Below are 12,033 nucleotides of genomic sequence, written 5' to 3'. Positions count from 1 at the left end.
TCCATTTCAAGATTGGGAGCGTCACAACAATGAAGATGAATAAAACCCTGTTGGCCACTGTGTTCTCTGCGGGCGTGTTGGCCAGTGCTGGCGCCCAGGCGGCCGGCTGGTGCGAATCCGGCAAGCCGGTGAAGTTCGCCGGCCTTAACTGGGAAAGCGGCATGTTGCTCACCGACATCCTGCAAACCGTGCTGGAAAAAGGCTACGACTGCAAAACCGACAGCCTGCCGGGCAACTCCATCACCATGGAAAACGCCCTGAGCAGCAACGACATCCAGATCTTCGCCGAAGAATGGGTGGGCCGCAGTGAAGTCTGGAACAAGGCCGAGAAGGCCGGCAAAGTTGTCGGCGTTGGTGCGCCGGTGGTGGGTGCCATCGAAGGCTGGTACGTGCCGCGCTATGTGATCGAAGGCGATGCCAAGCGCAAGCTGGAAGCCAAGGCGCCGGACCTGAAAAACATCGCCGACCTGGCCAAATACGCCTCGGTGTTCAAGGACCAGGAAGAGCCGTCCAAGGGGCGTTTCTACAACTGCCCGGCCGGCTGGACCTGCGAGCTGGACAACAGCGAAATGCTGAAAAGCTATGGCTTGGAAAACTCCTACACCAACTTCCGTCCAGGCACCGGCCCGGCGCTGGATGCGGCGGTGCTGTCGAGCTACAAGCGCGGCGAGCCGATCCTGTTCTACTACTGGTCGCCGACGCCGCTGATGGGCCAGGTCGACCTGGTCAAGCTGGAAGAAAAACCCGGCGTGGATAAAAGCGTGAGCATCAAGGTCGGTCTGTCCAAGACCTTCCACGAGCAGGCGCCAGAGCTGGTGGCCGTGCTGGAAAAGGTCAACCTGCCTATCGACCTGCTGAACCAGAACCTCGGTCGCATGGCCAAAGAGCGAATTGAATCGCCAAAACTGGCGAAAATTTTCCTCAAGGAACATCCTGAAGTCTGGCACGCATGGGTGAGCGACGACGCAGCCAAGAAAATCGACGCGGCCTTGTAGGTCAAGTGTGCCCGGCTACCCTGAGGGGCTGGCCGGGCACTTGGCCACAACCCACTGGATCGAGAGCACGATATGTTTCCTGAGAGTTTTACGTTTTCCATTGCCGACTGGGTCAACGGTTGGGTGGATTCACTGGTCACCAACTACGGCGATGTGTTCCGGCACATCTCCGACACCCTGCTGTGGGCCATCGTCAACCTGGAAGGCTTGCTGCGCGCAGCGCCGTGGTGGCTGATGCTGGCCATCGTTGCCGGCGTTGCCTGGCACGCCACCCGTAAGGTGGTGACCACGGCGGTGATCGTCGGTTTGCTGTTCCTGGTGGGCGCGGTCGGCCTGTGGGACAAACTGATGCAGACCCTGGCCTTGATGATGGTCGCCACGGTGATCTCGGTGCTGATCGGCATCCCGCTGGGCATTCTGTCGGCGCGCAGCAATCGCCTGCGTTCGGTGCTGATGCCGTTGCTCGACATCATGCAGACCATGCCGAGTTTCGTGTACCTGATCCCGGTATTGATGCTGTTCGGCCTGGGCAAGGTCCCGGCGATCTTCGCCACGGTGATCTACGCTGCGCCGCCGCTGATTCGCCTGACCGACTTGGGCATTCGCCAGGTCGACGGCGAAGTCATGGAAGCCATCAACGCCTTCGGTGCCAACCGCTGGCAGCAACTGTTCGGCGTACAACTGCCGCTGGCGTTGCCGAGCATCATGGCCGGTATCAACCAGACCACCATGATGGCGCTGTCGATGGTGGTGATCGCCTCGATGATCGGTGCCCGTGGCTTGGGTGAAGACGTGCTGGTCGGCATCCAGACCCTCAACGTCGGTCGCGGCCTCGAAGCCGGGCTGGCGATTGTGATTCTCGCAGTGGTCATCGACCGCATTACCCAGGCCTATGGTCGTCCACGGCATGAGGCGAGCAAATGACTACTGTCAGCAAAATTGAAGTTAAAAACGTCTTCAAGATCTTCGGCGCCCGTTCCAAGGACGCGCTGTCGCTGATCGGCCAAGGCAAGACCAAAGACCAGGTGCTGGCCGAGACCGGCTGCGTGGTCGGCGTGAACGACTTGTCCCTGAGCATCGGCACCGGTGAGATCTTCGTGATCATGGGCCTGTCGGGTTCCGGAAAATCCACGCTGGTGCGCCACTTCAACCGCCTGATCGATCCTACCAGCGGCGCGATCCTGGTGGATGGCGAAGACATCCTGCAGCTGGACATGGAAGCCCTGCGCCAATTCCGTCGGCACAAGATCAGCATGGTGTTCCAGAGCTTCGGCCTGTTGCCCCACAAGAGCGTGCTCGACAACGTCGCCTACGGCCTGAAGGTGCGTGGCGAAACCAAGCAGGTCTGCGCCGAGCGCGCCCTGCACTGGATCGAAACCGTGGGCCTCAAAGGCTACGAAAACAAATACCCGCACCAGCTCTCCGGCGGCATGCGCCAGCGCGTTGGCCTGGCCCGCGCATTGGCGGCCGACACCGACATCATCCTGATGGACGAAGCTTTCAGCGCCCTCGACCCGCTGATCCGCGCCGAGATGCAGGACCAGTTGCTGGAGCTGCAAAAGACCCTGCACAAGACCATCGTGTTCATCACCCACGACCTTGATGAAGCGGTGCGCATCGGCAACCGCATTGCGATCCTCAAGGACGGCAAGCTGATCCAGGTCGGCACGCCTCGGGAGATCCTGCACTCGCCGGCGGATGAGTATGTGGACCGGTTCGTACAGCGGCGGGCGGCGGTGGTCTGACCCGGATCTTATGGTGAGCTGGCTGGCCCCTTCGCGAGCAAGCCCGCTCCTACATTTGGAATGCATTCCCCCTGTGGGAGCGGGCTTGCTCGCGAAGAGGCCGGTAAGGCTGCATAAGCATTAGAGAAGGTATGAAGATGTCCCAGCCAACAAAAATCACCATCGCGGACACGCCATTGCGCTGGCAGGACGTGGTCGCCGTGGCCCGTCACGGCGCGATCCTCGAACTCTCGGGCCAGGCCTGGGCACGCATCGATAACGCACAAGCCATCGTGCAGCGCATTGTCACCAGCGGCGAACGCGCCTACGGCGTGAACACCGGCCTGGGCGCGCTGTGCAATGTGTCGCTCAAGGGCGAGCAGCTCAGCCAACTGTCGCGCAATACGCTGCTGAGCCACGCCTGCGGCGTCGGTCCGGTGCTCAGCGACGAGCAGACCCGCGCGATCATCTGCGCTGCCATCATCAACTACAGCCACGGCAAATCCGGCCTGCATCCGCAGGTGGTGCATTCGCTGCTGGCGCTGCTCAACCACGGCATCACACCACAAGTACCGTCCCAGGGGTCGGTGGGTTACCTGACCCACATGGCCCATGTCGGCGTGGCCTTGCTGGGCGCCGGTGATGTGAGTTACCGGGGCAAGATCGTTTCGGCGCAAGAGGCATTAAGCGCAGAAGGTTTGCACCCGGTGGTGCTCGGCGCCAAAGACGGCCTGTGCCTGGTCAACGGTACACCGTGCATGACCGGCCTGAGCTGCCTGGCCCTGGCCGATGCCCACCACCTGCTGCAATGGGCCGATGTGATCGGTGCCATGAGTTTTGAAGCCCAGCGCGGGCAGATCGACGCCTTTGATGAAGAAATTATCGCGCTCAAGCCACACCCGGGCATGCAGCAAGTGGGCATCAACCTGCGCGCCTTGCTCGACGGCAGCGAAGTGATCGCCAGCAGCAAGGGCATCCGCACCCAGGACGCCTTGAGCATCCGTTCGATCCCGCAGATTCACGGCGCCGCGCGCGACCAGGTCGAGCACGCCACCCGCCAGATCGAGACCGAACTCAACAGCGCCACCGACAACCCGCTGGTGCTCGGCACTCCGGACAACTACCGCGTAATGTCCCAGGCCAACCCCCACGGGCAGTCCGTGGCACTGGCCGCCGACATGCTCGCCATCGCCATGGCCGAGATCGGTTCCGTGGCCGAACGCCGCCTGGACCGCTTGATCAACCCGCACGTCAGCGGCTTGCCGGCGTTCCTGGTGAGCAACCCGGGGGTCAACTCCGGGATGATGATCGTGCAGTACGTCGCCGCCTCCCTGTGCGGGCAAAACCGCCAGCTGGCGCAACCGGCGGTGCTCGACAACTTCGTCACCTCGGGCCTGCAGGAAGACCACCTGAGCATGGGCACCAATGCCGCGCTCAAGCTGAACCAGGTGTTGGCCAACGTGACCCAGATCCTCGCCATCGAGTACCTGCTGGCGGCCCAGGCGTTCGAGTTCTTGAAGGACCAGCGTTTCGGCGCCGGCACCGACAGCGCCTGGCGATTGCTGCGTGAAGGGGTGCCGGCCTATGAACAGGACCGTTGGCTCGCGCCGGACATCGCCACCACCGCCGCCTTGCTCAAGGACGCCGCTCTGCTGCAGCGCACCTTGCCGAATTTGCACTGAAGTTTTTCCAACAATAACCAGCGTGCCAAGCCGCGTGTCGCTCTAAAAGAGGGCCGCGGCGGATAACGGAAGCATCCGGAGCGACTGGTAGTTAACAACACTCTCAAAAGGAGCATGAATGTGACTGCGCTAAACCTGATTCCAGGCCAACTGAGCCTCGCCCAACTGCGGGCCATCTACCAGCAGCCGGTAACCCTCAGTCTGGATGACAGCGCCACGGCGCAGATCGACGCCAGTGTGGCCTGCGTGGAGCAGATTCTCGCCGAGAACCGCACCGCCTACGGCATCAACACCGGTTTCGGCCTGCTGGCCTCGACCCGCATCGCCAGCGAAGACCTGGAAAACCTCCAGCGTTCTCTGGTGCTGTCCCACGCCGCCGGCGTCGGTGAGCCGATCAGCGATGCGCTGGTGCGGCTGGTCATGGTGCTCAAGGTCAACAGCCTCAGCCGTGGGTTCTCCGGGATCCGCCGCCAAGTGATCGACGCGCTGATCGCGCTGATCAACGCCGAGGTATACCCGCACATTCCACTCAAAGGTTCGGTCGGTGCCTCCGGTGACCTCGCGCCCTTGGCGCACATGTCCCTGGTGCTGCTGGGCGAAGGCAAGGCGCGCCACAAAGGTGAATGGCTGGAAGCCACCGACGCGCTGAAAGTCGCCGGCCTTACGCCGCTGACTCTCGCCGCCAAAGAAGGCCTGGCGCTGCTCAACGGCACGCAGGTGTCCACCGCTTACGCACTGCGCGGCCTGTTCGAAGGCGAAGACCTGTTCGCCGGCGCCCTGGCGTGCGGCGCGCTCACTGTGGAAGCGGTGCTGGGTTCGCGCTCGCCGTTCGACGCACGCATTCATGCTGCGCGTGGTCAGCGTGGGCAGATCGATGCAGCGGCAGCCTATCGCGACCTGCTCGGTGAAAGCAGCCAGGTGTCCCAGTCGCACCAGAACTGCGACAAGGTGCAAGACCCGTACTCCCTGCGTTGCCAGCCACAAGTCATGGGCGCGTGCCTGACCCAGTTCCGCCAGGCCGCTGAAGTGCTGGTGGTCGAAGCCAACGCCGTGTCGGATAACCCACTGGTGTTTGCCGCCGAAGGCGACGTGATCTCCGGTGGTAACTTCCACGCCGAACCCGTGGCCATGGCCGCTGACAACATGGCCCTGGCCATCGCCGAAATCGGTTCGCTGAGCGAGCGCCGTATCTCGCTGATGATGGACAAGCACATGTCGCAACTGCCGCCGTTCCTGGTGGGCAATGGCGGGGTGAACTCCGGCTTCATGATCGCCCAGGTGACCGCTGCTGCGCTTGCCAGTGAGAACAAGGCGCTGGCCCACCCGCACAGTGTGGATAGCCTGCCGACGTCCGCTAACCAGGAAGACCACGTGTCCATGGCCCCGGCGGCGGGCAAGCGCCTGTGGGAAATGGCTGAAAACACCCGTGGTGTGTTGGCGGTCGAGTGGCTGGCCGCGTGCCAGGGCCTGGATCTGCGTGACGGTCTCAAGACCTCGGCCAAGCTTGAGAAAGCGCGCGGCATCCTGCGCGACAAAGTGGCGTTCTATGAAAAGGACCGTTTCTTCGCCCCGGACATCAACGCCGCCAGCGAACTGCTCGCCAGCCGCTGCCTGAATGAGCTGGTGCCGGCCAAGTTGCTGCCAAGCCTCTAAACGCAACATCGTGTAGTGAGCGGGCTTGCCCCGCGCTGGGTGGCGAAGCCGCCCCAAAACAGCCACCGCCGTTATACCTGATACAACGCGGCGGCCTGATCAGGGCGGCTTCGCCCCCCAGCGCGGGGCAAGCCCGCTCACTACAGTGATTGGCGTCAGGCTCTGAATTTTTCTCAGGATAAGAATAATTAGGGACGAGAAATGCTCCAGCAAGAAAAGGGTTTGAAACGCGGGCTCAGCGCCCGACATATTCGCTTCATGGCACTCGGTTCCGCGATCGGCACCGGGCTGTTCTACGGCTCCGCCTCCGCCATCCAGATGGCCGGCCCGGCCGTGCTGCTGGCCTACCTGATCGGCGGTGCCGCCGTGTTCATGGTAATGCGCGCCCTCGGCGAGATGGCCGTGCACAACCCGGTAGCGGGCTCGTTCGGCCAGTACGCCAGCACTTACCTGGGCCCCATGGCCGGGTTCATTCTCGGGTGGACCTACGCGTTTGAAATGATCATCGTCTGCCTGGCTGACGTCACTGCATTCGGCATCTACATGGGCTTCTGGTTTCCCGACGTCGCGCGTTGGGTCTGGGTGCTCGGCATTGTGTTTTTGATCGGCGGCCTGAACCTGTGCAACGTCAAAGTGTTTGGCGAAATGGAGTTCTGGCTGTCGCTGCTCAAGGTTGGCGCCATCGTCGCGATGATCCTTGGCGGTTTCGGCATCATGCTGTTCGGCATCCACTCGGCGGGTGAAACCCAAGCGAGTGGCCTCAGCAACCTGTGGGCCCACGGCGGCTTCATGCCCAACGGCGTCGGCGGCCTGATCGCCTCGTTCGCGGTGGTGATGTTTGCGTTTGGCGGCATCGAAATCATCGGCATCACCGCCGGTGAAGCCAAGGACCCGCAACGTGTGATCCCCAAGGCGATCAATGCCGTGCCGCTGCGCATCCTGTTGTTCTACGTGCTGACGTTGTTCGTGCTGATGGCCATCTACCCGTGGCCGCAGATCGGCAGCCAGGGCAGCCCGTTCGTGCAGATCTTCAGCAACCTCGGCATCGGCTCGGCCGCGACCATTCTCAATATCGTGGTGATCTCGGCGGCCGTATCGGCCATCAACAGCGACATCTTCGGCGCCGGCCGCATGATGTACGGGCTGGCCCAGCAAGGGCAGGCACCCAAGGGGTTTGCGCAGTTGTCCAGGCACGGCGTGCCATGGATGACCGTGGTGGTGATGGGCGCAGCGCTGCTGGGCGGCGTGGTGCTCAACTACCTGATCCCGGAAAACGTGTTCCTGCTGATCGCCTCGATTGCCACCTTCGCCACGGTGTGGGTGTGGCTGATGATCCTGTTCACCCAGGTCGCCATGCGCCGCTCCATGACAGCGGAGCAGATCGCCGAACTGAAATTCCCGGTGCCGTTCTGGCCGTATGCGCCGGCCGCCGCCATCGTCTTCATGCTGTTCGTGTTTGGTGTGCTGGGTTACTTCCCGGACACCCAGGCCGCCTTGCTGGTCGGCGCCGTATGGATCGTGCTGCTGGTCGTGGCCTACCTGCTGTGGGTCAAGCCTGCGGCCGGGCAAGCGGCCAAGGTCCATCACGACCCGGCTTTGTCTCATCGTTAATCTAGGGAGGCGTTGATGAAAACGCTTTGGCAACACTGCCACGTCGCAACCATGGCCCAGGGCAAGTACTCGATCATCGAGGATGCCGCCATGGTCACCGCCGGTTCGCTCATCGAGTGGATCGGACCCCGCAGTCAGGTGCCTACGGCGGAATACGCCCAGGTGCATGACCTGCAAGGCGCGTGGGTCACCCCCGGGCTGATCGACTGCCACACCCACACGGTGTTCGGTGGCAATCGCAGTGGCGAGTTCGAGCAGCGCCTGCAAGGCGTGAGCTACGCCGAGATCGCAGCCAAGGGTGGCGGCATTGCCAGCACTGTACGCGCCACCCGCGCCGCGACCGAGGATGAACTGTTTGCCAGCGCTGAGAAACGCCTGCGCAGCCTGCTGCGTGACGGCGTGACCACCGTGGAAATCAAGTCCGGCTACGGCCTGGACCTGGTCAACGAACGCAAGATGCTGCGCGTTGCCCGTCGCCTCGGGCACGCGCTGCCGGTCAGCATACGGGCCACGTGCCTGGCGGCCCATGCATTGCCACCGGAATACAAGGACCGCGCCGACGACTACATCGACCATATCTGCACCGAGATGCTGCCGGCCCTGGCGGCGGAAGGGCTGGTGGATGCGGTGGATGCGTTCTGCGAATACCTGGCGTTTTCCACCGAGCAGGTGGAGCGTGTATTCAACGTCGCGCAGCAACTGGGCCTGCCGGTGAAGCTGCATGCCGAGCAACTGTCGTCGCTGCACGGCTCCAGCCTGGCGGCGCGTTACCACGCGTTGTCGGCGGATCATCTGGAGTTCATGACCGAAGAAGACGCCATCGCCATGGCCGCGTCCGGCACCGTCGCGGTACTGCTGCCGGGCGCTTTCTACTTCCTGCGCGAAACCCAGTTGCCGCCGATGGACGCCCTGCGCAAGCACGGCGTGAAAATTGCCATCGCCAGCGACCTCAACCCCGGCACCTCGCCGGCGCTGTCGGTGCGCTTGATGTTGAACATGGCTTGCACCCTGTTCCGCATGACTCCGGAAGAAGCCCTGGCCGGCGCCACCACCCATGCGGCGACCGCGCTGGGCATGGGCGATACCCACGGATCCCTGGAAGTGGGCAAGGTGGCCGATTTTGTCGCCTGGCAGATTGATCGTCCCGCCGACCTGGCCTACTGGCTGGGTGGCGAGCTGGATAAACGCGTCGTGCGCCATGGCGCCGACGTCACTGTATGAAGGAGTGCTGCTGTGGATAAGGTTCTGACGTTCAAAAAAGGCCGCGTACCGCTGCTGATCAGCATGCCCCACGCTGGCTTGCGCCTCACGCCTGCGGTCGAAGCCGGGTTGATCCCCGAAGCACAAAGCCTGCCGGACACCGATTGGCATATCCCTACGCTGTACGATTTTGCCGAAGCACTGGGCGCCAGCACCCTGGCGGCGGAGTATTCGCGCTTCGTGATCGACCTGAACCGGCCATCGGACGACAAACCGCTCTATGCCGGTGCCACTACCGGGCTGTACCCGGCGACCCTGTTCGAGGGTGTGCCATTGTTCCTTGAGGGACAGGTGCCGTCCGAAGAAGAGCGCGTGACCTACCTGCAAAAGATCTGGGGGCCGTACCACCGCACTCTGCAAGAAGAACTTGCCCGGCTCAAGGCCGAGTTCGGCTACGCCTTGCTGTTCGATGCGCACTCGATCCGCTCGGTGATCCCGCACCTGTTCGACGGCAAGTTGCCGGACTTCAACCTCGGCACCTTCAATGGCGCCGCGTGCGACCCGGAACTGGCCAGCCAGCTGGAAGCCATCTGCGCCCAGCACCCGCAGTACACCCATGTGCTCAATGGGCGTTTCAAGGGTGGCCACATCACCCGGCATTACGGCAACCCGGCGCAGGATATTCACGCGGTGCAGCTGGAGTTGTGCCAGAGCACGTATATGGAAGAGGTTGAGCCGTTCCGGTATCGGCCGGACCTGGCAGAGCCGACGCAGGTGGTGTTGAAGCAATTGCTGGAAGGCGTGCTGGCCTGGGGGCAGAAGCGTTACGGCTGAAATTGCTTTCGCGAGCAAGCCCGCTCCCACCTTTGACCGAGTTTCAACATGAGAATGGGGTCAAATTGTGGGCGCTGGCTTGCCTGCGATGAGGCCCTCACGGTCGCCTCTGTGCAACTGCCAGTCGCCACAGGTCGTGTTTATCGAGATCCCGCTGGGTAAGGTTGTGGATACGGCGCACCAGACGCCACTCCCCACAATAAAAACTGCCGAGTGAGACCTCTTTCATGAAAAGACTGTTCAACCGTTACCTGTTGACCCTCACCGGCGCGGCACTGCTCAGTGCCCAAGCCATGGCCGCCGAACCGGCCTCCTGCAAAAGCATCCGTATGGGCGTGGTCAGTTGGACTGACGTGATCGCCACCTCCGGCATGGCCGACGTACTGCTTAACGGTCTGGGTTACGACAGCAAGCAGACCAGCGCGGTGCAGCAGATCATCTTTGCCGGCATCCGCGACAAGCGCCTGGATATCTTCCTCGGCTACTGGAAACCGGCGATGGACAACAACATCGCGCCGTTCCTGGCCGCCAAGCAGGTCAAGGTCTTTGACAAACCCAGCCTGGCCGATGCCCAGGCCACCCTGGCCGTGCCGCAGTACGTGGCTGATGCGGGCCTGAAGACCTTCGCCGACATCGCCCGCTTCAAGGACAAGCTGGGCGGCAAGATCTATGGGATCGAGCCTGGCAGCGGTGCCAACACCGATATCCAGAAAATGATCGACACCAACCATTTCGGCCTCGGCGGCTTCAAGCTGGTGGCCTCTGGTGAAGCGGGCATGCTGGCGGCGGTGCAACGTGCGGTGAACCGCAAGGAATTCGTGGTGTTCGTCGGCTGGACCCCGCACCCGATGAACATCAACATGAAAATGACCTACCTCACCGGCAGTGAAGACGTGTTTGGCCCCGACGAAGGCCGCGCCACCGTGTCCACCGTCACCGCGCCGGACTTTGCCGAGCGCTGCCCGAATGCCAACCGCTTGCTGGAAAACCTCACCTTCACCGCTGCCCAGGAAAGCCAGCTGATGGTGCCGATCATGGAGCGCCAATCGCCGCAGGATGTGGCCAAGCAATGGTTGCGTGATCATCCCGAGGATTTGCAGCGCTGGCTGGCCGGCGTTCAAGCGTTTGATGGCGGTGATGGCGCGACCGCAGTGCAGGCCAGCCTCAAACCCTGAGTCGGATGCGAATCCCAATGTGGGAGCTGGCTTGCCTGCGATAGCGGTCTATCAGTCAAAGATGCATCAACTGACAGATAGCCATCGCAGGCAAGCCAGCTCCCACACTTGATCTCCATTGATAGGGATATTTGCGCATGTATCTGATATCTACACAGCTAGCTGCCTTCATCGCCAAAACCGAAGCCTTCACCAGCGACGACTCATCCCTGGCTGGCCTGCGCCGGAACTATGACCGCATGTGCAAGGCCTTCACCCCGCCGAAGCCTGAGGGGCTGCAAGTCTCGGACTTTGCCTTGGGCGGCGTCGGCGTGCGCAGTTACTTGCCCACGGCAGAGGCTCCAGCCGAAGGCTGGCCCTGCCTCCTTTATATGCACGGTGGCGGCTGGGCCGTCGGCGGCCTGGATTCCCACGATTTCATCTGCTTCGAACTGGCCAAGGCCCTCAACGTGCTGGTGATCGCCATCGATTATCGGCTGGCGCCCGAGCATCCGTTTCCGGCCGCCTACGAGGATTGCCGGGCCGTGTGGCAAGCGATCCAGGCGAGCGAGGCGCCGCAGCCGATTGACCTGCGGCGCCTGGCGGTGGTCGGTGACAGTGCCGGCGGAAACCTGGCCGCGGCCTTGTGCCTGGGCTTGCGCGATGACAGCCAGCCGCTGCCCCGTGCCCAGGTCTTGATCTACCCGGGGCTGGGCGGCCCGGCCGATTTGCCCTCGCGCCGTGATTGCAGGGATGCGCCCTTGCTCAGCAGTGCCGACACCGAGTCGTACCTGGCGCTTTACCTGCAGGGGGCCAACCCGCCGTCGCCGTATGCCATGCCGCTGCTGGCCAAGGATTTCGGCTGGTTGCCCAAGGCGCTGATCGCCGTGGCCCAGTTCGACCCGCTGCGCGATGACGGCATGCTGTATGCCGAGCGCTTGCGCGGGGCAGGGGGCGATGCGGTGCTGTATCCGGGGAAAGGCCTGGTCCATGGCTGCCTGCGCGCGCGTGGGCAAGTACCGGAAGTGGACCGGCTTTATGACTACCTGTTGTATTACCTGAGGAGCGAAGGGCTGACACAGGTCTAAGTGCTCAAGGACATGCTCATTGCACAATTCGGGTTTATAGTGCCAGACGGCAAAATAATAGACGTCCCCCCAGGGATGAACCCGACACCCTA

Annotated in this window: 10 protein-coding genes; all 10 read left to right on the top strand. The window is 62.6% G+C overall.

Annotated elements, in window-relative coordinates; translation table 11 throughout:
• Positions 1–29: 29 nt before the first annotated feature.
• The 10 genes from ACVWVP_RS07855 to ACVWVP_RS07810 all read left to right on the top strand — a co-directional run bounded on the left by ACVWVP_RS07855 (position 30) and on the right by ACVWVP_RS07810 (position 11,941).
• Positions 30–995, top strand: a complete 966-nt coding sequence (locus tag ACVWVP_RS07855; protein ID WP_457405115.1) for an ABC transporter substrate-binding protein — start codon at positions 30–32, stop codon at positions 993–995.
• A gap of 72 nt (positions 996–1,067) precedes the next feature.
• Complete coding sequence (locus tag ACVWVP_RS07850; RefSeq protein WP_178918560.1) at positions 1,068–1,919, top strand: ABC transporter permease; 852 nt, start codon at positions 1,068–1,070, stop codon at positions 1,917–1,919.
• On the top strand, positions 1,916–2,740 hold the full coding sequence (locus ACVWVP_RS07845; RefSeq protein ID WP_050572407.1) for a quaternary amine ABC transporter ATP-binding protein: 825 nt from the start codon (positions 1,916–1,918) through the stop codon (positions 2,738–2,740). Before ACVWVP_RS07850 ends, ACVWVP_RS07845 begins: the two co-directional genes overlap by 4 nt.
• 137 nt (positions 2,741–2,877) lie before the next feature.
• The gene (locus ACVWVP_RS07840; protein ID WP_457405111.1) at positions 2,878–4,401 is read left to right on the top strand and encodes an HAL/PAL/TAL family ammonia-lyase; all 1,524 of its coding nucleotides are present in this window, start codon (positions 2,878–2,880) and stop codon (positions 4,399–4,401) included.
• Between the two features lie 114 nt (positions 4,402–4,515).
• Positions 4,516–6,054: a histidine ammonia-lyase gene (hutH, locus tag ACVWVP_RS07835; RefSeq protein WP_178918562.1), complete on the top strand. Its 1,539-nt coding sequence runs from the start codon at positions 4,516–4,518 to the stop codon at positions 6,052–6,054.
• A 201-nt stretch (positions 6,055–6,255) separates the two neighbouring features.
• A complete protein-coding gene (locus ACVWVP_RS07830; RefSeq protein WP_457405108.1) occupies positions 6,256–7,665 on the top strand; it encodes an amino acid permease in 1,410 nt (469 codons plus the stop codon).
• Between the two features lie 15 nt (positions 7,666–7,680).
• Positions 7,681–8,886: an imidazolonepropionase gene (gene hutI / locus ACVWVP_RS07825; RefSeq protein WP_457405106.1), complete on the top strand. Its 1,206-nt coding sequence runs from the start codon at positions 7,681–7,683 to the stop codon at positions 8,884–8,886.
• Between the two features lie 12 nt (positions 8,887–8,898).
• Entirely contained in the window at positions 8,899–9,699 is an 801-nt protein-coding gene (gene hutG, locus ACVWVP_RS07820; protein ID WP_457405104.1) for an N-formylglutamate deformylase, read from the top strand.
• Between the two features lie 227 nt (positions 9,700–9,926).
• Positions 9,927–10,874 carry a choline ABC transporter substrate-binding protein gene (locus ACVWVP_RS07815; RefSeq protein ID WP_178918566.1) on the top strand — a complete coding sequence of 316 codons (948 nt, stop codon included), beginning with the start codon at positions 9,927–9,929 and terminating at the stop codon, positions 10,872–10,874.
• A gap of 137 nt (positions 10,875–11,011) precedes the next feature.
• Positions 11,012–11,941 (top strand): alpha/beta hydrolase, encoded by a 930-nt coding sequence (locus ACVWVP_RS07810; RefSeq protein WP_457405102.1) that lies wholly within the window; start codon positions 11,012–11,014, stop codon positions 11,939–11,941.
• The last annotated feature ends 92 nt before the right edge of the window (positions 11,942–12,033 follow it).

The sequence above is a fragment of the Pseudomonas sp. TE24901 genome, assembly GCF_054058375.1.
The sequence above is the reverse complement of the archived record's forward strand: the minus strand, read 5'-3'. Positions and strand labels throughout refer to the sequence as shown.

Bases quoted from the DNA above. Each gene is read 5' to 3' on its own strand.
- ACVWVP_RS07810 (WP_457405102.1), top strand. From the start codon at position 11,012: ATGTATCTGATATCTACACAGCTAGCTGCCTTCATCGCCAAAACCGAA.
- hutH (WP_178918562.1), top strand. From the start codon at position 4,516: ATGAATGTGACTGCGCTAAACCTGATTCCAGGCCAACTGAGCCTCGCC.
- ACVWVP_RS07830 (WP_457405108.1), top strand. From the start codon at position 6,256: ATGCTCCAGCAAGAAAAGGGTTTGAAACGCGGGCTCAGCGCCCGACAT.
- ACVWVP_RS07855 (WP_457405115.1), top strand. From the start codon at position 30: ATGAAGATGAATAAAACCCTGTTGGCCACTGTGTTCTCTGCGGGCGTG.
- ACVWVP_RS07840 (WP_457405111.1), top strand. From the start codon at position 2,878: ATGTCCCAGCCAACAAAAATCACCATCGCGGACACGCCATTGCGCTGG.
- ACVWVP_RS07845 (WP_050572407.1), top strand. From the start codon at position 1,916: ATGACTACTGTCAGCAAAATTGAAGTTAAAAACGTCTTCAAGATCTTC.
- hutI (WP_457405106.1), top strand. From the start codon at position 7,681: ATGAAAACGCTTTGGCAACACTGCCACGTCGCAACCATGGCCCAGGGC.
- ACVWVP_RS07850 (WP_178918560.1), top strand. From the start codon at position 1,068: ATGTTTCCTGAGAGTTTTACGTTTTCCATTGCCGACTGGGTCAACGGT.
- ACVWVP_RS07815 (WP_178918566.1), top strand. From the start codon at position 9,927: ATGAAAAGACTGTTCAACCGTTACCTGTTGACCCTCACCGGCGCGGCA.